Source organism: Microcystis aeruginosa NIES-843 (assembly GCF_000010625.1).
In the GTDB taxonomy this organism is placed as follows: domain Bacteria; phylum Cyanobacteriota; class Cyanobacteriia; order Cyanobacteriales; family Microcystaceae; genus Microcystis; species Microcystis aeruginosa.
Genome location: NC_010296.1, coordinates 3,685,095 through 3,705,629 on the forward strand (window position 1 = coordinate 3,685,095; position 20,535 = coordinate 3,705,629).

General features: G+C 42.1%; 19 protein-coding genes, 1 tRNA gene and 4 pseudogenes. 12 read left to right on the plus strand and 12 right to left on the minus strand.

The genetic code is table 11. The features are described from left to right. Positions 1–72: 72 nt before the first annotated feature. Together MAE_RS17340 and MAE_RS17345 are read left to right on the plus strand one after the other, a co-directional pair. Positions 73–285 (plus strand): type II toxin-antitoxin system HicB family antitoxin, encoded by a 213-nt coding sequence (locus tag MAE_RS17340; protein ID WP_012266727.1) that lies wholly within the window; start codon positions 73–75, stop codon positions 283–285. Beyond that, the gene (locus MAE_RS17345; protein WP_012266728.1) at positions 285–509 is read left to right on the plus strand and encodes a type II toxin-antitoxin system HicA family toxin; all 225 of its coding nucleotides are present in this window, start codon (positions 285–287) and stop codon (positions 507–509) included. The genes MAE_RS17340 and MAE_RS17345 overlap by 1 nt, the downstream gene beginning before the upstream one ends. A gap of 219 nt (positions 510–728) precedes the next feature. On the opposite strand, the gene MAE_RS17350 is transcribed toward MAE_RS17345, so the two are convergent. The 5 genes and pseudogenes from MAE_RS17350 to MAE_RS17365 all read right to left on the minus strand — a co-directional run bounded on the left by MAE_RS17350 (position 729) and on the right by MAE_RS17365 (position 2,359). Then, positions 729–983, minus strand: coding sequence for a type II toxin-antitoxin system RelE family toxin (locus MAE_RS17350; RefSeq protein ID WP_012266729.1), 255 nt, complete (start codon positions 981–983; stop codon positions 729–731). Further along, on the minus strand, positions 983–1,246 hold the full coding sequence (locus tag MAE_RS17355; protein WP_002762167.1) for a type II toxin-antitoxin system Phd/YefM family antitoxin: 264 nt from the start codon (positions 1,244–1,246) through the stop codon (positions 983–985). The genes MAE_RS17350 and MAE_RS17355 overlap by 1 nt, the downstream gene beginning before the upstream one ends. A gap of 331 nt (positions 1,247–1,577) precedes the next feature. Beyond that, a pseudogene (locus MAE_RS36155) lies at positions 1,578–1,749 on the minus strand (tetratricopeptide repeat protein). Further along, on the minus strand, positions 1,728–2,141 hold the full coding sequence (locus MAE_RS17360; protein ID WP_002780221.1) for a type II toxin-antitoxin system VapC family toxin: 414 nt from the start codon (positions 2,139–2,141) through the stop codon (positions 1,728–1,730). The pseudogene MAE_RS36155 and the gene MAE_RS17360 overlap by 22 nt, the downstream one beginning before the upstream one ends. Continuing rightward, the gene (locus MAE_RS17365; protein WP_002775979.1) at positions 2,138–2,359 is read right to left on the minus strand and encodes a hypothetical protein; all 222 of its coding nucleotides are present in this window, start codon (positions 2,357–2,359) and stop codon (positions 2,138–2,140) included. The genes MAE_RS17360 and MAE_RS17365 overlap by 4 nt, the downstream gene beginning before the upstream one ends. A gap of 294 nt (positions 2,360–2,653) precedes the next feature. Here MAE_RS17365 and MAE_RS32505 point away from each other — a divergent pair, with 294 nt between their 5' ends. Continuing rightward, positions 2,654–2,797, plus strand: coding sequence for a hypothetical protein (locus tag MAE_RS32505; RefSeq protein WP_231859644.1), 144 nt, complete (start codon positions 2,654–2,656; stop codon positions 2,795–2,797). A 424-nt stretch (positions 2,798–3,221) separates the two neighbouring features. Here MAE_RS32505 and MAE_RS30210 read toward each other — a convergent pair. The 3 genes and pseudogenes from MAE_RS30210 to MAE_RS17385 all read right to left on the minus strand — a co-directional run. Beyond that, a pseudogene (locus tag MAE_RS30210) lies at positions 3,222–3,972 on the minus strand (IS1 family transposase). A 676-nt stretch (positions 3,973–4,648) separates the two neighbouring features. After that, complete coding sequence (locus tag MAE_RS17380; protein ID WP_012266733.1) at positions 4,649–6,760, minus strand: TIGR00300 family protein; 2,112 nt, start codon at positions 6,758–6,760, stop codon at positions 4,649–4,651. Between the two features lie 173 nt (positions 6,761–6,933). Further along, positions 6,934–7,338: pseudogene (locus tag MAE_RS17385) on the minus strand (hypothetical protein); the annotation flags it as partial. A 456-nt stretch (positions 7,339–7,794) separates the two neighbouring features. Here MAE_RS17385 and MAE_RS17390 point away from each other — a divergent pair. Then, positions 7,795–9,009: an ISL3-like element ISMae36 family transposase gene (locus tag MAE_RS17390; RefSeq protein WP_012266735.1), complete on the plus strand. Its 1,215-nt coding sequence runs from the start codon at positions 7,795–7,797 to the stop codon at positions 9,007–9,009. A 26-nt stretch (positions 9,010–9,035) separates the two neighbouring features. On the opposite strand, the pseudogene MAE_RS17395 reads toward MAE_RS17390, so the two are convergent. Continuing rightward, a pseudogene (locus tag MAE_RS17395) lies at positions 9,036–10,322 on the minus strand (SWIM zinc finger family protein); the annotation flags it as partial. Positions 10,323–10,437: 115 nt separating this feature from the next. Between MAE_RS17395 and MAE_RS17400 the strand changes: the two are divergent. The 4 genes from MAE_RS17400 to MAE_RS17415 all read left to right on the plus strand — a co-directional run bounded on the left by MAE_RS17400 (position 10,438) and on the right by MAE_RS17415 (position 12,519). Continuing rightward, positions 10,438–10,719 (plus strand): ParB N-terminal domain-containing protein, encoded by a 282-nt coding sequence (locus MAE_RS17400; RefSeq protein ID WP_041804185.1) that lies wholly within the window; start codon positions 10,438–10,440, stop codon positions 10,717–10,719. A gap of 13 nt (positions 10,720–10,732) precedes the next feature. Further along, on the plus strand, positions 10,733–11,425 hold the full coding sequence (locus tag MAE_RS17405; RefSeq protein ID WP_002795810.1) for a helix-turn-helix domain-containing protein: 693 nt from the start codon (positions 10,733–10,735) through the stop codon (positions 11,423–11,425). Between the two features lie 451 nt (positions 11,426–11,876). Next, the gene (locus MAE_RS17410; RefSeq protein ID WP_002799399.1) at positions 11,877–12,113 is read left to right on the plus strand and encodes a hypothetical protein; all 237 of its coding nucleotides are present in this window, start codon (positions 11,877–11,879) and stop codon (positions 12,111–12,113) included. Beyond that, complete coding sequence (locus MAE_RS17415; RefSeq protein ID WP_012266738.1) at positions 12,103–12,519, plus strand: putative toxin-antitoxin system toxin component, PIN family; 417 nt, start codon at positions 12,103–12,105, stop codon at positions 12,517–12,519. The genes MAE_RS17410 and MAE_RS17415 overlap by 11 nt, the downstream gene beginning before the upstream one ends. 234 nt (positions 12,520–12,753) lie before the next feature. Here the strand turns inward: MAE_RS17415 and MAE_RS17420 are convergent, their stop codons facing one another. Beyond that, on the minus strand, positions 12,754–13,602 hold the full coding sequence (locus MAE_RS17420) for a M28 family metallopeptidase (protein ID WP_012266739.1): 849 nt from the start codon (positions 13,600–13,602) through the stop codon (positions 12,754–12,756). A 109-nt stretch (positions 13,603–13,711) separates the two neighbouring features. On the opposite strand from MAE_RS17420, the gene MAE_RS17425 reads away from it, so the two are divergent. After that, positions 13,712–15,094, plus strand: a complete 1,383-nt coding sequence (locus MAE_RS17425) for a flavin monoamine oxidase family protein (protein WP_012266740.1) — start codon at positions 13,712–13,714, stop codon at positions 15,092–15,094. A gap of 79 nt (positions 15,095–15,173) precedes the next feature. On the opposite strand, the gene MAE_RS17430 is transcribed toward MAE_RS17425, so the two are convergent. Both MAE_RS17430 and MAE_RS30215 read right to left on the minus strand, forming a co-directional pair. Next, on the minus strand, positions 15,174–17,699 hold the full coding sequence (locus tag MAE_RS17430) for a mannose-1-phosphate guanyltransferase (RefSeq protein ID WP_012266741.1): 2,526 nt from the start codon (positions 17,697–17,699) through the stop codon (positions 15,174–15,176). A 256-nt stretch (positions 17,700–17,955) separates the two neighbouring features. Then, positions 17,956–18,795, minus strand: coding sequence for an IS630-like element ISMae21 family transposase (locus MAE_RS30215; RefSeq protein ID WP_080507013.1), 840 nt, complete (start codon positions 18,793–18,795; stop codon positions 17,956–17,958). An 87-nt stretch (positions 18,796–18,882) separates the two neighbouring features. Here MAE_RS30215 and MAE_RS17440 point away from each other — a divergent pair, with 87 nt between their 5' ends. The 3 genes from MAE_RS17440 (at position 18,883) to MAE_RS17450 (ending at position 20,322) form a co-directional block, all read left to right on the plus strand. Beyond that, entirely contained in the window at positions 18,883–19,869 is a 987-nt protein-coding gene (locus MAE_RS17440) for an IS30-like element ISMae39 family transposase (RefSeq protein ID WP_012266743.1), read from the plus strand. 98 nt (positions 19,870–19,967) lie between these two features. Beyond that, positions 19,968–20,144 carry a hypothetical protein gene (locus MAE_RS34160; protein ID WP_012266744.1) on the plus strand — a complete coding sequence of 59 codons (177 nt, stop codon included), beginning with the start codon at positions 19,968–19,970 and terminating at the stop codon, positions 20,142–20,144. A gap of 104 nt (positions 20,145–20,248) precedes the next feature. Next, a tRNA-Arg gene (locus MAE_RS17450) sits at positions 20,249–20,322 on the plus strand. The last annotated feature ends 213 nt before the right edge of the window (positions 20,323–20,535 follow it).

A 20,535-nucleotide genomic window follows, 5' to 3' on the forward strand; every position in this document is an offset into this window, starting at 1 on the left:
ACCCTATTTTCAAGTCTCAATAATCGCCAATAAAAGCTTAGATAGCGATAATTTTTTTAGGGATTGAGAACCATGAACCATCAAAGAGAGTTTTATGTTGTCATTGAACGAGATAAGGATGGATATTATGTTGGGGAAGTTCCTCAACTTCGGGGTTGTTACAGTCAAGGGGAAACGATTGATGAATTGATGAAGAATATCAGGGAAGTGATTGAACTTTGCTTGGAAGATGACAATCCTGAAGATGTGTCGGAGTTTGTTGGAATTGAAAAGCTGTCTATCTGATGCCAAAATTACCGATATTAACCGGTGATGAAGTTATCAAAGCTTTAACTAAAATCGGGTTTCAATCTATCCGACAAAAAGGAAGTCATCTGCGCTTAAAACATGAAGATGGAAGAGTTGTCACCGTACCGGTTCATCGGGAGAAAACTGTCGGGAAAGGATTACTCTTAAAAATTTTGCGCGATGCTGAACTGACACAAGAAGAATTTATTCGTCTGCTGTAATTCCCATCTTGATTGAAGCTTAATGTCCCCTTGCTAAATATAGTACAAAAAATCTGGCTTTGTCAGATCAGAAAAAGATGCAATCCAATCTTTCTGCTACGTTTTTCTGGATTTTGTCAAAATTTCTCTTGACAAAGGCGACTTGACATGATACTATATTCATAATGGAAAATCCGTGCGCTTGCAGACCCTAGTTTTCAAGAATTTTCAAGGTCTAGTTTATTGCCCATAATGGGTTTTAGTACGATGAATATAGATTAACTTCTGTTCATCATTAATGGTGTAAAGTATTCTATCTTGATAACTTAAGCGAATTGAATAGAAACCCGTTAAATCTCCTACTAATTTTTTACCACTATAGGGAGAAATACTCAGGGTATCTTGGATAATTGACTTCAGTTTTTTCTTAAGTTTAGGGGTTAGCTTATCAACATCTTTTTTTGCTTCTTTGGTAAATCTGACTTCATAAACCATTAATCAATGTCTCCCAAGACTTCCTCGAAAGAATAGGTTTCATTTTCATTAATTTGCTGTAGAGATAGTTGTAAGCTTTCTCTTAAATCGGGAATAGAGAGTAATTCGATGGTTTCTTGTAAACTTTCATAGTTTTTTTGAGAAATCAAAATTACAGAATCCTCCTGATTCTCAATGGCATAAATTTTGTTATCTTCCGTAACCGATTTAACGAGACTTGGTAAATCGGTTTGAGCATCGGCGATTTTAATTTTTTTGATCATAATTAATCCTTTTTTTGATGATGAAATAATAAAAATTATTGTAGGGATTTAACAATCTCACCTAATCACACTCCAGACAGCATCCTCCTATAATTATCCATCATTGTAGTCATCAGTGATTAATTCAATCATAGTCGATGATAGGTGATGCGTTACTGGACTAGGTAATAGGTGTAGGGGTAATTCATGAATTACCCCTACAATAACGTTTTTGTGGATGTTGTTAAAATTTCTCTTGACAAAGGCGACTTGACATGATACTATATACATAATGCAAAATCCGTGCGCCTACAGACCCTATTTTCCAAAGCATTCAAACTCTATCTTAATTCTACTTGCCAGAGTTGCGACAACATAGTTTTATATTCTCCATAATCGTTTGAGTATGGGGATGATTTTCCCCTAATCCTTCCCTGAAAATATTAATCGCTTCTAGATGGTTCCGCTTCTGTGTACCTGTCTTGGGAATGGTACAATAGTCCTAAATTATTGAGAGATACCAATTTTCATAACTAAGATTGGGAATATTTTGAAAATGCTTAATGTTAGCTGTAATCAGAGTATAATCACAATAAATAGCAGTCGCAGCAATAAACAAATCAATCGGGGTAATTAGTTGTCCTTTTATTCTAAGATTAACGTATATTTGAGTAGCTATATCACTAATTTCACGATCATAACCAATTACTTCACTGACTTCTACAAGACGTTCAAATTGTTGTTGTTGATTTCGTGCATCTTTATACAATAAACCACTTTTAATCTCGTAATAGGTAAAGATTGAAAACGATATATAAGTATAGTGTTGTCGATAGATGCGGAATTGTTCAATTACTGCGGGATTGCCTCGTAAAAAATAAGAGAGGATATTGGTATCAAGTAATGCTTGTTTCATAAGTCATTTATCCGTCTTAAATCGAGTTGACGATTAGCTTCTGCTTCTTCGACAATCTCTTGCATAGTATTTTCTATATCTGCTGCCATACCAGCAAATTCCATAAAGTCAACGTCTGGATGTTTTGTTTTTATAGATTGGACAAAATGCAGGATTTCCGGCAGCAGAGAAATGGGAGTTGTTTCAATTTCTTTAATAAGTTGTTCTTTGAGTGTCATAGCTTTATCAGTCATCAGTTATCAGTATCAGTTATCAGTGGTTAATTCAATCATAGTCAATGATAGGTGATGCGTTACGACTAAATCTGGATGTTGTCAAAATTTCTCTTGACAAAGGCGACTTGACAGGATACTGTATTCATAATGGGAAATCCGTGCGCCTACGAACCCTCTTTTCCAACGGTCTTAACTATGATTGATGTGATTATTTGATTGACTATGATTCGTTCATTCAATCAATCAATCTTCATCTCTAATCCACTCTTAACTAGCTCCCTAATCACAGTCCATCAGATGATTACATCAACCACAGTCGATGGTGGTGGGTTAGGACGGATTGTTAGCTTGAAGTTAAAGCGGAAATTTCTGCCGTCTAACTACATTTTACTAAATCTGGATGTTGTCAAAATTTCTCTTGACAAAGGCGACTTGACATGATATTATATTCATAATGGGAAATCCGTGCGCCTACAGACCCTCTTTTCCAACGCTCTTAACTATGATTGGTTCATTCAATCCATCTTCATCTCTAATCCACTCTTAACTAGCTCCCTAATCACAGTCCATCAGATGATTACATCAACCACAGTCGATGGTGGTGCGTGAGGACGGATTGTTAGCTTGAAGTTAAAGCGGAAATTTTGGCCGTCTAACTAGGTTTTACTAAATCTGGATGTTGTCAAAATTTCTCTTGACAAAGGCGACTTGACATGATACTATATTTATAATGGAAAATCCGTGCGCCTACAGACCCTCTTTTCCAATGGTCTTAACTATGATTGATGTGATTATGTGATTGACTAGGATTGGTTCATTCAATCAATCTTCATCTCGGTGGTGATTCTGTAGTAGTGATGGCGGCTTAATCCTTTGCCAGGTGTGCATTGTAGTCATGGATAAAATACCAAACAGCCCCAACGTGATTCTCCATTTTTTTAGAGAAAGATAGACTCTCTCTCACCAACCGAGAAATCCTTTGTCGAAAGGTATTATTTAATCTTTCAATAGGATTAGTTTGACCAGTTTCTTTCCCGACTGGTCGATGACGTTTACTGGGAATTACTGTCTTATATGACTCCCAAAAGTCTGTGTAAGCAACTGCACATTGTCGGTAAACACCTGGTAAACTAGCCCAAAGTTTTTTGGCTGATTGACGACTCCTATCTCCGCGCATAGCAACCAATAATTTCCCTTGTATTTCTATCAATTAACCGCCAAATATAGACCTTTATCGTCTTAGAAAAAACAAAAGACCACATTTCATCACATTCTCTAACCAATTTACCTTTTGGTTTGTCCGAAACCTTTATTTGACGGGGGACAGCCGCCAGTTTATTGTTGACATAATTTTGTAACCATGACCAACTTACCCCTGTTACTCTAGCAATTCCTCGTCAGGAAATTCGTTCGAGCAAGAGTTTATCAATTAATTGTTTGGTTTCGTCAGAGACGGTTTTATTAGTGGGATTGATCACCAACTGACGACCACATTCTTTACCTTGACGTTTGGGTTTTCCATTATGAATAGAACCATTCTTGATCGTATGGTGAGAACCACAATTAGGACAGGGGAACGGAGGTGAAGGGGGTACTTTGTTCGGTGCTAGACTGATATTTCAGTAAGCCAGACAGGAGCCAGAAAAAGATATTTATCAGAAAAGTCATGATCAAGCTAGAGGTTTAAAGACTGATTCGAGCCAATTATTTTTATTAATAAATATTTTACACAATTCATACCAGGTAAGCAAGAGAGCTACGCCACTACTACCGAATCATTACCTCTTTTCGCATCTTTATCGGGGGTGACGGGGGTATCTTCTGCGGTGATAATCCAAATGGTTTCTTCTGGCATAGCGTTCTCGTTTTTCGGCAATGGTTCTCCTTTATTATTCTACCCACATTCCGCACCCTAAAGTGTCACATTGAAAATTTTATCTAAATCGTCAAAACGATTGCCGGCTCTGAATTACAGGCTAATTTGTTTGCCCAGCAGATGCACAATTAGCCCTAAAAATCTGATAGCTCTGATACCAAATTATTGAGATCAACTCTCATTAAGCTGGCGATCGCTGACTAGAGTGTGACACTTCATAATTCTTAGTAATCGCTAAAAGTCTTACTATACAAGGGCTAGAGCAACTTTTGATTTCAACGACTAGGGTGCGGAATGTGGGATTCTAGTTACCCATTGCTAACTCACCTATAGAGATAGGGGTTAACTACAGAAACCAAAAAAGGGGGTTTAAATACCCCCAAAGCTCATAAGTTGTATGTTTTAGAGTATTGGTTTTAAACCGTTTCTACCAAGGGACGGGTTAACTTATCCAACTGTTGGGTTAACAGACTCAGGAATAAACCCACATCGGTGACAATACCGACGGATTCTACGGAACCTCGATCGCTTAATTTTGTCACCACGGCCGGGTTAATATCAACACAGACCATTTTCACCCCCGCCGGTGTCATATTGCCCACACCGATGGAATGGAGCATACTAGAGAGCATGAGAATCATGTCTGCACCTTGAATCAAGCGGGAATATTCTTCCTGTGCTTTAATTAAATCCATCTCCGTATCCGGAAGCGGACCATCATCGCGAATTGAACCGGCCAAACTGAAGGGGACATTATTCTTGACGCATTCATACATTACGCCTTTTGTCAATACCCCGGCCGATACAGCTTTGGCGATGCTGCCGTGGCGACGGATGAGGTTGATAATCTTGAGGTGGTGACGATGGCCACCGCGCACGGGGATGCCTTTCTGCATATCTACCCCTAAAGAAGTACCCATGATCGCCTGTTCCATGTCGTGAACTGCGATCGCATTTCCCCCCAGTAAAGCGTGAACGTAACCATCGCGGATTAAACGGGAGAGATGTTGCGCTCCTCCAGTGTGAATGACCACCGGACCTGCCGTTACTGCGACTTTACCGCCCTGGTCGCGAATTTTACGCATTTCCCAGGCAATCTGCTCCACGGTTAACTCGACTCGGCGCTCGCTGGAAACCCCCGCACCCATAAAGGTAAATTCCTGGGTGCTGTTGCGTTGTTCCCTGGATTCCGCCTGTCGGATAGTACGGATGCCCTCAACTCCCACCATAACGCGATCGCCAGCTTTTAAATCCCGCAGCAGAGTACATTTTGCCGTTTTGCCTTCCGGACTTTCAGTGACGACGATGGCTGCATCCATGCGTTGATTTTCCACCCGCACCCATTCACAGCTAACCCGCACTTCCGTGGGATAGATGGTGCTGACATAAAAATCATCGGGAGCGACCCCATCTTGTGCCACCACTGCGGTATTGACATCACAGATTTCTTGGGGACGAGCGGCCGCACCGAGGTCGATCAATTGTACCATGATCTCCTCCATTACCTCGTGAGAGGGTGCAGAAACGCGCACTTCGGCCGAGGAGGTACTTTGGCGCTCAATCCCTAAGGTGAAGTTTAAAACCTTGAAGCTGCCCCCATTTCCCACCACAACATCGAGAGCTTTATTCATAATTCCCGCGTCGAGCAGATGACCTTCTAGCTGGAGAATGCGACTTTCAATGGTGACATTTGCGTGATGGTCTGGAATTAAGGGTTCGGTGGTACGCAGGGTTAAACATTTAGCGGCTCCTCCTGCTTTTAAGAACTCCGTCAGGGGAGTTTGTACCACTTCAAACCCTTTTGACACTAACTTATATTGTAAATCGTCACTAATTTTATTCATGACGATTACTTGACCGATATTCACAGCATTACAAGCAAAGTTAACCGCATCGGCTTCTTCAACGATAATGCGTTTTTCTTCGGGAATTTTTAACTCAATTAACCGATTAGAATAGGCATCAAAAGCATCGGGATAGTAGAGGAGATAACCGCCACTAAGGGGACAAAAACAGGTATCAAGGTGATAGAAACGTTCATCGATTAAACGTAGGGATAAAACCTCTATATCGAGCCATTTAGCGATTAAAGGGTGGGAATCTAACTCAGTTCTGAAGCCATATCCTGCCCATAACCAACGTCCTTCCCGATCTAATAATGCGTCTCCTGCACCTTCAAAGGGTAAATCTTTGGGCAGTTCGTGAACCGTAAAACCGTTATCTTCAAACCACTGCTTAAAATAGGGTTCTTCTCCCTGTCTTTCTTTGTGTAAAAAGCGACTGAGAACGACTATTTTTTCCAGAACTAAACCTGCATTAGCGGTAAAAACCATGTCGGGCCAGCCTTTTTCTGGTGGGACTAAATCCACGAGCGCCCGATCTTTGAGAACATGATAAAGCTGCTGCCATTGTTGCCTAGCTTTTTCCTGGGAAGATTTGTGAATGTTGCCCTCCATCCAGGGATTAATCACATAATCCACATCGTAATGATCGGGAGAACACATCAAAAAGCGAATAGTTTCAGTCATATTTTTTGACAATGAATATTCAGTATAAGTAGTCTGGAGATAAGTTTAGACCAATCTTCCATTATACTCTACTTTGCCCCGAAATATCACTAGGTCTAAGATTAGGACAATTCCCGCTCTACAAGCTAAAAACAGCCTTATTTTAGCCGATAACTGACGGCTAGGAGCTTAAATTATTGTAAATCCTGATATTTAAATAACCCCATAAATTTCGATTTGCGTCCGTGTTCCTTAATTAAACTTTCCCGATAAGTTTGCCATTCTTCCCGTCTTCCCGACATATAAAAGGCATTACGAGCTTTTTTTAGCCATTTAATCGCTTCTTCGTAGCGATCAGCCTTTTTTTCGTCGAGTATCTTTTCCGCAGGAGGACACGCGCGCTCGATCACCCAGTTAGGATCGACGGTAGCAGCCGCATCCATTATCCGCCAAATTAGGTGAGACTGCACATAGGAATTATCAGAAACGACTTTAATTGCATCTCTAACTAAATTTTCGTGGAGAAATATATCAATTTTAGCCTCTAGGGAACGTCCACCGCTAAACTCGCGCAAGTAATCTAACAAGTCTAATTTTAAAGGTTCTTCGTTACTTGGTATGGTTCGATAGGGGGTCATAAATCGACTAAATCCTTATCTGGTAAGAGACTTAATTGATTAGTTCGCTCTAGATCAAAAATAATTGACAAAAATCGCTAAATGCCTTTCTATATAAGGGTTCCATCCCTTATAACCCCCGTCCATTGCATAACAATTACCGAAGAGCCATTTTAAATCGGGCCAATCTTCCCCCGCTAAAGACTCAATTTTTTGGTAATGGGAAAAGGAAGGTTGGTCTTGAAATGCCTTAATTCGGCTCTTCGGGAATTGTTATGCAAATAATTAACTTAAAATAAAATTCGATGAGAGCGCCTACGCTCAAAAGTAGCTGAAATCCATACAGGGAAGGACTTAAGGCACAAACAGGTTAATACCAAAAGATAGACAATTGAGTTAAGATTTGATATAATAGCCAAAAACGAGATTATTTTACTTATGATACTTGACAAATTTTTGAACCTAAAAGGAACCTGTATTCAAGGCTATCTACACCTAGAAAATATCGGTATAGTTTGCCGAATCGAATCGAAAAATCAAAAAGCAACCTGTCCTCGTTGTGGGTTAGAGAGCGATAAACTCCACCAAAATCATCGACATTTAGTCAAAGATTTACCAATCTCAGGTCAACCAGTATACCTACAAATTAATCGTCGTCAATTTAAGTGCGATAATTGTCAGAGACCCTTTAGCGAAGAGTTAGATTTTGTCGCCAAGAAACGAACCTATACGAAAAGACTAGCCGCAAATATACTCGAACAATTAAAAGAAGGAGATATTTTAAATGTTAGTCGAATAAATGACGTAACGGAAGAAGAGATTCAAAGAATGATAGAGGACATCGCCGAAGAAATTACAGAGCCAGACCTATCGGAATTAAAAAGACTAGGAATTGATGAAATCGCTCTAGTCAAAGGACAAAAAAATTACTGTGCGGTTTTAGTAAATTTAGATACGGGAAAACTAATAGCTATTCTAGAGAAGCGAACACAAGAAGAGTTGAGAGAAACGCTTACGGGCTGGGGAAAAGAGGTGTTAGAGCAAATTGAAGAAGTGAGCATAGACCTTTGGTTGCCTTATAAAAATTTGGTGAAAGAATTGATGCCATCGGCCGAAGTAGTCGCCGATAGATTCCATGTAATGAAACAAATTAATCAAGAGTTAGACGAACAGAGAAGAGCGGAAAAAAGAGCCGTAGAAGCGCAGAAAAATAAAAAACAGAAAGCGGAAAAAGAAGCGAAGCTAGAAGTTTTAAAGCGAAGTAAATATAGCCTGTTAAAAAATGAAGAAGATTTAACGGAACCCCAAAAAATTAAACTAGAAGCTATCAAAGAAAAATTCCCAAATTTGAAAAAGATGCAGGAATTAAAGGAAGAATTAAGAACGATTTATGAAACCTCAAAGAATCCGACAGAGGGACTGCTATCCATCTCGGAATGGTTGGCAAAATCCTCCAGTGTTTTTACCAAGAGTTGTCAAACAATCCGAAACTGGTTTGGAGAAATCATTAGTTATTTTGAGCGAAGGACAACGAATGGGGTGGTCGAGGGAATCAACAATAAACTTAAACTAATAAAACGGAGAGGCTATGGCTTTAGAAACTTTCGGAATTTTTGGGTTAGAAGTATGTTATCTTGGCATCTTGTATGTTGATTTAGCATAAAGGGTAACGAAGAGCCCTTAATTCTAGCAGCCAAAGCTATATCTATATCCCCTAAAGATTGCGCTAGTTCACTTGTCCAGAGAGCTAATTGATAATAATAATTACCTGGGAAATTTAGACCAGTTCGAGCAATTATGAGAGCGGATTCTGGTGCGGATTCATCGCGTAAAGCTTTGGCAAAAAAGAAGGCTTCATCGTTTTTAGTTATCATGTTTTTTGATGCTGCCATCGCTTCATCAATGCGAGCAAGATAGACTAACTTAGTTAGGTATTCTACCACTTGTCCTGAAGCTAAAGCTAGATTCAAATACTCCTGATCTTTTTCCTGTTTCTCGAAAATTTCTAAGCGAATAGAAGTTAATGTTTGGGCATAATCGGGGATATTATCTGACCACATTTCTGAAAAATTAGCCGATTCTCCCCGTAAAATCTTCTCTAAAACTGCATCGTCCCATCCCTGTTGTAAGGCCGCTAAACTCATCTCAAAATCGGCACTCCATTCATGCTGCCATTGCTCGATTTTTTCCCTTAAATCTTGCTTTTCTTGGGGATTAAATTCTTTACTTAAAATTGCCCCAGTTAAAACTCGATCGATTCTGGCACTTAAATCATCATTGACAGCACCGTAATCTTCTAAATTATCCCATTCCTCGATACAGGCGCTAATAATTGCTTCTAAAATAGCGATCGCATTATCCGGTTCTCCCTTTTGATAATAATCTTGGGACTCATCCACTAGGGCATAAATTTCATTAGAAATTGGATCTTCTTCGTAGTAATCTTCTTTGATCGCTCGCAGGGATTGCCGCAGTTCATTACGGACAGTATTACGATAAGCTTTGACATTAATAGTTATCTTCCCTGCCGCTTTATTAACTGGGGTAGCTGGCAATAAAAACTTATCAATTGTCTCGATAATTTCTGGGTGTTTAGCCACTAAATGATTAAGTAATTTTCTTAATTTACTTTCATCGATTGGTGTCAATAACTCCTCTAGGGAGGCTTTTTTAATAATTAATTCTGGTTGACGAGAACAGGTTAATAAAACCGCTACAATATGCTTACACCAACCTTCGTAATCGTAGGGACAGTAACAGGAGACATTTTCAAGGTTTTCTTGGTTAAAATCTATGGAAACTCGATAGGGTTTAACCTCACTACCACTCACTAAAGCTTGCAGGTTTTGCCCCCGTTGCCAAAGAGAAATAACTGCACCGCTATCGTAATAATATTGACCGCGCTGATAGGAAGCATTGGTGCTATTTTGCTGGATAATTTTTTCATTGATAGGAGGAATAGTCATAGTCAGAAAAGGAGAGGATTGGGTGATAAAATCTTGTCTGTGTCAAGAAAACTGCCAGCACCGAGACAGACCACTGCATCAGCAACCGAGTCAACTTATCTTCAGTTTAGCCTAAATGTGCTATAGTAAAGACAGTATGGAAATTAAAAACATTCCTCTGTCCCAAATTCGTCGTCCTTTACCGCGACAAACCGATCCCGAAAAAGTTAATCAGTTGATGCAATCGATCGCTGAGGAGGGATTACGAGAACCGATCGATGTTTTGGAGGTGGATGGTAACTACTACGGTTTTTCCGGTTGCCATCGCTTTGCCGCTCATCAGCGTCTCGGTAAAGAAACAATTCTCTGTCGAGTTCGTCGCGCCCCTAAATCCGTTTTAGCTAAACACATCGCTTAAGCTGAGAAGTCCCATGAATGAGTCCTTATATAAATATCATCGGCAAAAATTAGAGCAGTTAATGGCAGAAATTGGCTGTAAAAATCTGGAAGAATTGAGTCGGTTATCGGGTCTATCTTCTTGGCAATTGCAGAGAGTTCGCCATGGTTTAATCGCCAAATTATCCTCTGAATCTTTGGTGAAATTAGCTAATGCGCTGCAGCTGCCAGTTAGCGATCTTCTCGCTCATTTTCAAATCCCGACGATGGGGACAGAGGATCGTTCAGGGGAATCAAAAATTCTCGAACAAGAGTATCAAAATTTACAGCAAAAATTAGACAAGCAAAAAGAAGAATTAGCCGCAGAATTTCAACGTCAAAGCATCGAAGCGATCGAATCTTGGTTAGTTCAATGGCCCACGGCCGAGGCCGTTGCCCGCAAAAATCCCGACCTAGCAGCCGTCAAAATCCTCTCCCTAGTTAAACCGATTATGCAGTTACTGGAGCGCTGGGGAGTGCAACCAATTGACAGTGTCGGTGATCATGTGAGTTATGATCCGCAAATCCATCAATTGATCGATGGTCAAGCAGCAATCGGTACACCCGTTCTAGTGCGTTATCGGGGCTATCGTCATGGGGAAAAACTACTTTATCGTGCTAGAGTGAGTTTAATTAAAGTAGAAATGCCGGAAATTCAACCAGTAGAAACAGAAAATGTCACCGCTTAAAGTGATAATTCTTCCAGAGCTTTAGTGCTGTGAAAAATTCCCCCGTGGTCTGCTTTTATCGAAAAAATCGGGTCTAAAACCTCGCCTTAAGACGAAAAGTTTTTGGAGCGGGACATAAATCCCCATTACAAAACTAATGGCGGCTTGATAACCGCCCCCTGAACGGTTAAAATGAGATTATGAGTGATTCGGAGAAAAAAATATGTCAACGCCCTACGATGACTGTTTTGACCACATTACTGATCGTCCAACGAAATTCTGTTCGCCAGCAATGGTTACAGATGGTTTGCGGAGGTTTATTTGTTGCCGATGTTAGGATACTACTATTAGCGACGCTTAAGCGAAACCCAACCGCACTAAACCTCACATTTTAGCATATATTTCGTAAATGTGCTAATATTTAACAGTAAAGCCGTCGTTCTACGACGGGGTTTCAGACCCAAAATTTTCGATGAAAGCAACGATCCGAAACGTTAAAATTAGCGAAATCCCCACAGCGATCGAGCAGTTAGGTTTGTCCGCTCATGCGTGTGTCGATTTCACAATCGAGAATCATGAGATGACGGGAAACGAACAGGAGGAAACCACCCAAGCCTTGATGGAAGTGGTGAATGAAATTCGTGCTTATGCCAAGAGTCAGGGATTGACTGATGAGAAGTTGGAAGAGCTTTTAGTAGATGAATCGTGAACCCATTGTTATCGATACGAACGTCTTTATAAGCTTCGCCTTAAGCAGTACGACAACACCAGCTTTGGCTGTAGAATACGCGATTAATAACTTTATTATTCTGCAAAGTCCCGCAACCATAGGCGAGTTGGTCACAAAACTTCTTCTCCCAAAGTTCGAGAGGTACATTACACTGGAGCAGCGCCGACAACTGCTAGTAAGAATTTTGGAAATTTCGCTGCTGATTAGACCTACTGACCACACTGAAATTTGCCGAGATCGAGACGATAATAAATTCCTAAATCTGGCAACCAGTGGGGAAGCACGCTATCTCATTACTGGTGACAATGATTTGCTTATACTGCAACGCTATGGGAAAACAGAGATCGTTACACCAAGGGAATTTTTAAAAATTGTTCGGCGGTGAAGTACAAAAAATCCAGTTTGAGTGAGATGATCGAAAGAACAACATCGATATGGAAAAACACGGGATAGACTTTAATTTTGCCAAGACAAGTGACTTAAGCAGTAGGTTGGGTTGAGCAATAATAACTTTTGTCTGTCAAATATTAGTGACGCTTGAGCGAAACCCAACCACACCAATGTCGTCAATAATGTTGGGTTTCTAACTGGGATTGGTGCGTTACGCTAACGCTAACTTTTATCTCATCGGTAAAGATTGCAATCCAAAACAGAGACCTTGACAGACTCGTGTTAGGAAATTTAAATCCAAAGTAGCGATTGTATCCCGATAACTATGATAATAGGGATTACGCATATTAGCCGTATCTGTCACCATAATTGCCGAATAACCGCGACTCCAAAAAGGAGAATGATCGCTGCGTCGAGTATCGGGGACGATATAACCTCCAAAAATTACCGGCAACCATTCGCAGGGAGTCTGATTTTCTCTCATGACTCGACTGAGAAAATTTAAATCCTTGCGGGTTTTGAGATTGCCAATCAAAGCGATAAAATCCCCAGTGTTGGGGTAAAAATATTCTAGAAAAGCTGGATATTTTTGAGAATGGGGATTTTTATCACAGTAACCGAGCATTTCTAAGGATAACATTAACCTTAAATCCTGCTTAGTTTGTTTTAATTTTTCCGCGTAGGCAATGCTCCCCAGTAATCCGTATTCTTCTAGATCGAAGGCAATTAAACGAATTGGATAATTAGCCTGATTCTCCCCAAAAAACCTCGCTAATTCTAATAATACCGCTAATCCCGTGGCGTTATCGTCAGCCCCCGGCGACCCCGGCACCGTGTCATAATGAGCGCCAATTAAAATCGGAGGTTTTTGACTGTTGTTAGGCAAATCCAAGATTAAATTTTCGTAAACTTTTCCCTGAAATGAGAAAAAATGTGATTCAACTTTTCCCCAATTGCCTAACTCTTGCCGCAGGTATTCTCGCACATAAAAATGTCCTTGACTAGAGAAAAAAGGGTTTCTTTCTCGGACAATTTGTTCTAGGTGTTGGCTTAAGCGATCGCTAAGAAGATCAAACATTGATAGCAGCAGATAATTTAATCAAAAGAGCCAATGGATAGAGAAACTGAGGGAAAAATCGGGGAGAATAATAATTGTTAATTATAAAATATTCTGTGGAGCTAAAATCATGACAAATCTCCAGTGGACTAGCTATGATTGTATCGTTGTCGGGGCGGGATTAGCAGGATTAATCGCCGCGCGTAATCTCCAGAGGCGAGGTCATCAAGTTCTGGTAATCGAAGCGCGAAATCGTTACGGTGGCAGAATGTCTGGTCAATATCTCCCCTCCGGACAGTGGATCGATCGAGGTGGTCAGTGGGTGGGTCCAACCCAAGAGCGTTTTTTAGCTCTCCTCGACGAGTATAAAATACGTCGTTTTCCCTCTCCCAATCAGGGAAAAACTGTCCTAGTGTTCAACAACAAACGCTATGAATTCAATGGTTTTTTTCAAGGTTTCCACGAGGGAGAAGTACCCGATATCGGCACGGAAGAATGGCAAGATGCGATGTCAGCATGGGCGCGTTTTCAAGAACTAACCAAAACCCTACCTTCAGGTTATCCCCAAAGCAACGATCACACCAAAAAACTAGACAGTAAAACTTTTGCCCAGTGGATTGAAGAAAACACCAGCACAGATTTTGGTCAATGGTATTTTGCTTATATGGCGCGTGCAGTGGGTTTTCTCGGGCCGGCCGAACCCAACCAAGTCTCACTACTGCACGTTCTTTGGGGACAAAATTGCGCCCCTCAGGCCGAACATCCAGAAGCCGAACTGATCCATGGCGGAGCGGGACAAATTCCCGACAAGATCGCGGCGGAGTTAGGAGAGCGAATTCGACTGGGGGAACCGGTTTTTCGCCTTAATTACGACTCGGCCGGCGTGACCGTAGAAACCAGCCAGAACACTTTTACCGCCAAATTTGCCATCATTGCCATGCCGCCCCATCTTGCCGGCCGCATTATTTATCATCCCCCGCTGCCACCCCAGCGAGAACAACTAACCCAACGAGTACCGATGGGATGCTGCGCTAAAATCCTGATTTCCTACGAGCAACCTTTCTGGCGAAAACAGGGACTAGCGGGAGTTGCTCAGGGGAATTGTCAATGGTTGGAACTCTGTGCTGATAGTTCCGATCCCGAAACCGGCGTCGGGGTAATCGCCACCTTTGTGGTTGGCGATCGCTATAGTCGTTGGCGCTCCATGAGTAGTCCGGCGCGCCGTGCCGCCGTCCTCTCGGATTTAGCTATTTATTTCGGCCAAGAGGCCCTTTTCCCGATCAGTTACGATGAGGTGGATTGGCCCGGGGATCCCTGGACTGGTGGCGCATATTCCGCTTTTATGCCCCCCGGAGTCTGGACAAGTTTCGGCGAGGCTCTTTTTACTCCCGTCGGACCGATTCACTGGGCCGGCACAGAAATGGCCGATCGCTGGCCGGGATTTTTTGAGGGAGCGATCCGCACCGGTGAGGCGGCGGCCGATCGAATCGCCTTCCTTTTGCGGGAAAAATGAGCATCTACAGGGCTACGCCACCTTTTAGGTCAAAAAAGTCATCATAGTCAAGTTTCGGGGCTAATAGGGCATAAAAATCCTAAATCATCACTATTTCGCCCTGGTAATGTTCGACGAAATATTGGACACGATGACGATATTCTTTAATTGTCCGATCGACCCATTCCCGCTGCTCACTGTTAGCATAGATATGCACTAAAGGTTCTCCGGCATCGGGTAAAATCAATACCCAGTCATCATTAAGGGGATTAATCACCTTCACCCCATCGATTAACTCTAGATTATCGGTAGCGTGAGTTTCCACCAGATAGCGCATCAAGGATCCCTTGACTTTCCAAGGACAACGCACCGCCGTATTCTTATTGTAAATGCGCGGTAACTCGGCCCGCACCTGAGCTAGAGAACGTTCCTGAATGGTTAACATCTCCAAAAGTTTCGCCACGCTGAACATGGCATCGAAACCGGGATGTAATTGCGGAAAAATAAAGCCAGTTTGCCCAGAGCCTCCTAAAACCACATTAGGATTGGTTTGACATCCTTCCATTAAAGCGCTAGGACTGGCTTTTGTCCGCACCACCCGGCCATCGTGACGACGTGCGATCTGTTCCACGGCACTAGAAGCATGAACCGGCACTACCACTGTACCGCGAGGATGGGCGGTCAGAATTGTATTCACCATTAGAGCAGTTAATTGTTCCCCGCGAATCGATAAACCACTCTCATCGACGAGGACTAATTGTTCCCCGTTGGCCGAAACTTGTACCCCTAAGTTCGCTTTCAGGGCCTCCACCACATGGCCCAATTGATGGATTAGTAACTCTCTTTCCTGCATGGAAAGGGCATTCTGACGTAAACTGGCATTGAGAACCACGGCATCACAGCCAAATTTGGCCAGTAATTCTGGTAAAATTGCCCCTGAGACTCCGTAGGCGTAATCAATGACGATTTTGGAACCACTATTGCGAATAGCCTCTACATTTAGCTGAGTTTCAAAGGTTTTGCGGTAATTATCGAGAATATCAGCCGGATAGGACATACTGCCGATTTCCTGCATTCCCACCCGTCGCAGATCTTCTTTGAAATAGGCCCCTTCGATTTTCTTTTCCCTCGCTTTGGAAACATTAATCCCTTTTTCGTCTAAAAACTCGATTAAGAGAAAATCCGGGCGATCGGGATGAATACGAACGTGAATGCCACCGACTACGTTTAATTTAGCCACTAAAGTCCTGGAAATCGGTAAAGCATTCGCTTGTAGGTTTTGGATATTAACTCCCACGGACATTAAACCGGCAATCAGCGATCGACTGACCATGCGCGAGACACTACGTTGATCCCGGGAGACGATTACCGTTGACCCCGGTTTCAGAATGGAACCGTAGGATGCCCCCAGTTTAACGGCGAATTCGGGCGTGATATCGATGTTAGCGAGGCCCGATACTCCTCGTTGACCAAAGAGGTTTTTATGGGCAGTATTTCCCCAAATCAGGTTAATATTGAGGATGGCTCCCGATTCGATCTGTTTACTCGGCCAGACTCTGACCCCGGAATTGATCTGCGCTTCTTCTCCCACGATCGATAATTGTCCGATCACCGCACCTTCGTGTACCTGGGCCCGTCGATCGATTCTGGTTCCCCTAGCGATCGTACAAGCGGCTAAATTGACCTCATCCCCGATCACCACACCATTCCAGAGGATGGGACGTTTCAGATCGGAACCAGCACCGATGGTGACATTATCGCCGATAACCGAACCCCTCTCGATCAGAACATTTGCACCAACGCGGCAATGATTGCCGATCATGGCCGGGGCCTCAATGTGGGCGCTAGGATCGATATAGGTATTAGTACCGACCCACACCCCGGGGGATTTTTCTCGATAGGGAAATTCTAGGTTAACTTTGCCGGATAAAGCGTCGTATTGCGCTTCTCGGTAGGCCTCCAGATGACCGACATCGCACCAATAACCATCGGCCACATAACCATACATAGGTTCGCCCCTTTGCAGCAGCAGCGGAAACAAATCTTTAGAAAAGTCGGCTTCTTCTTTGTAGGGGAGATAATCAAGGACTTCTGGTTCGAGAATATAGGTTCCGGTGTTGACAGTATCGGAAAAAATCTCGCTGGTGGATGGTTTTTCGATAAAACGGCGAATTCTGCCTTCTTTGTCGGTAATCACTACCCCAAATTCGATCGGATTGGCAACCCGCGTCAGGACGAGGGTTGCTTTCGAGTTTTTACTTTTATGGAATGCGATCGCTTTTTGCAGGTCAAAATCGGTGATACTATCGCCACTAATCACCAGAAAGGTATCATCTAACCATTCGGCAATATTTTTCACACATCCTGCGGTGCCTAGGGGTTGATCCTCCTCCACAGCGTAGGTGATTTTTACCCCAAAGTCGCTGCCGTCTTGAAAGTAGTCGCGCATGACATCGGGGAGATAGTGCAGGGTGGTGATAATTTCGGTAATGTCATGCTTTCGCAGTAAATTAATAATATGTTCGGCGATCGGACGGTTGAGAATCGGAACCATCGGTTTGGGAAGATCACAAGTAAGCGGACGTAATCTTGTCCCTGAACCACCTGCCATTAATACCGCTCGCATAATTTCCTCCCAAGGCTATCTTTTCGCCGTTTTTAAATAGTTTTTTCAAATTCTGGCTTTAGTTTCCCGACCTCGATCGAGCCAGTTCCTAACCGGCATTCTAACACCGTCCCCCCGATTCAGAACAATATTTTCTTTTCCCAAGTCGGCAAAACCAAAGCTTAAAATAGGAGATGTGAATTCTCTAAATTCAAGGATGAGATGGCATGAGACTGGTTATTTTTATCTTATAGTTATTTCAAATAAGAACGAGACACTAGGCGACACAATAAGTACGAATAATTTCATCAAGGGGTGTCCCCACAGGAGCATACATTCTTGCCCTCTTTAATGCACTAAAATCATGTTCGATATCATTTAAATCAGGAGAGTATTTTGGCAAAAACACGACCTGATGACCTGCTTCCTCTACCAGTTGTTTAATGACTGTCTTCCGATGAATTGGTGCATTATCCATAATTAATACTGATGTTATGGTTAGAGAGGGCAACAAATATAAAGATAACCACCCTTCAAAACCTTCGGCATTCAGGCTTCTCGTAAATACCATCGGTGCAATAAAGTCTTTTTTTCCCTTTCTTCTACCAGCGACAAGGTTCTCTCTTTTTCCTCGTTTTCCTTGTCTATCTCCAAAGACTTTCTTCCCTTTTTTTGACCAAGCATAAAAACAGGCTTGAAATTCTTCAAACCCTGACTCATCAATAAATACAAGGCTTTCACTTCCATATATTTTAATCAATTCTCTCAGCACTCTGTAGTATTTCATTCTTTCTTCTCGGTTTCTTTCTCTATAACGAAGTTCCTTCTTTTTTCTGGTAACTTTCATGTTTTTTAAGGCATAGCAAATGGCACTTGGTCTCACTCCAAATTTCTCGGCTCTGTCTCTTAATCTTGCCTCGGGATTTTCTTGGACATCTTTTGACAGTGCTTTCCAGTCCAGCTTTCTCTGACGGTGTTTTACCTTTGTTGCTTCCAGTTTTTCCCTACCTAGCCATCTATATATCGTCGCTCTTCCTATATTAAATAGAGCGGCGGCTTTGGTTATGCTTCCCCCATTCTCTACATAATCGATTACTTTTTTTCTCCGCCAATTCAAAAATGAAACGCATCAACCTCAAGAGTTGACAAAGAAAGGCTCATCAGGTACTGTCTGATCATTAACAAAAACAAATCAGACCCAAAAATGAGCCACCAACATCTTAACATAGAACAAAGAAACTTGCTCTACCAACTTAGTCAGGAGGGAAATTTATCTCAACGGCAAATGGCCGTCTGGCTCGGATGTCATCAAAGCACAATATCACGGGAATTAAAAAGGAATCAAAGTTCCCTTGGCTGCTATCTACCTGACACAGCACAAGCTCAAAGCGAGACAAGGCGAAAAAATGCCAAACAACCCTTTAAAAATGTCAGCGAGTCAGCCTTAGAGTTGGTCAAAGAAGGATTGAAAGATTATCATAGTCCCGAACAAATAGCAGGTCGTCTGAAAAGAGCCAGTCAAGAATCTCTCAGTCACGAAACCATCTATCAAATGATCTATCAGAACTATCACGGATGTGGAGAGTACCAGAAATATTTACGCCGGGGGCTTTGTCAAAGAAAGAGTCGAGGCGGAGCAAAAAGTAAGCGTGGAGGGATTCCAGGGCGTGTAGATATCAGCGAGCGACCAGTAATTGCTGACCAGAAAACTGAAATCGGTCATTGGGAAAGTGACACAATGATTGGAGGCAATCATCTAGGAGTTCTCGTTACTCATGTAGACAAGGCCTCGAAATTTCTAGTAGCAGGATTAGCCAAAAACAAAACCGCATCGGAAATCAATAGAGTCACAGAAAAACTTTTTCAAGAGATTCACCCTGACAAAAGAAAAACCTTTACTTGTGACAACGGCAAAGAATTTTGTGGACATCAAGAGTTGAGTCAGAAATTGGGAGCAGATTTTTATTTTGCTACTCCTTATCATTCTTGGGAGAGGGGATTAAACGAGCATACTAATGGACTATTAAGACAATTTTTTCCCAAGGGAACGAATTTTAAAATTGTTAAGCCAGAGCAGGTGGAAATAGCCGTAAACTTGATTAACAATCGTCCTCGAAAATGTCTTGACTATCGTACCCCGAATGAGGTATTCTATAAAGGTAGATCAGACAGTGATGCAATTCAGACTTGAATTGGCCCTCAAGTCTAGGCTATAAGACATTTTTCTGTATGGGTTGCTCGTTTCTCTTGATTTTACCTTATTTTTCCCTCGTCTCACACTTATTTGAAATGACTATAATAATTGTTTATGGTGCCGGTGGTTGGAAATTCTGGAATGGATACAGAAGCACTAATTTTAGTTCCAGTTTACCCAATCGTTTAGCTCTAACGCTGTTCTGGCCGCTTCTTTTGGCTGTTAATCCCGCCTACCGCAAGAATTTTCAAAAAGCCCTCAAGGGCAAATAAAATTAACATACTGCCAAGGTTGTGGCCATAAAACAGAAAGTAGCTGGGTGTCGATGGCAATCAACAGTTTAGCCATGGATGGCTTATCATGGTTAGGGAAAAAAGGGGTCGTAGCTCAGTTGGATAGAGCGAGTGCCTCCTAAGCGCTAGGCCGCCGGTTCGATCCCGGCCGATCCCGCCTTTTTCAGTGATCAGTAAACAGTAAACAGTGAAAAGATACTGGGAAACTGCTATTTATAGCGCTTTTCACGTTATTGAGGTATCGACCAGTTTTGCCAACAAAGGACTTAACCTCCTTAAACAGTGAAAAGAGACCGGGAAACTGCTATTTATAGCGCTTTTCACGTTATTGAGGTATCGACCAGTTTTGCCAACAAAGGACTTAAGCTCC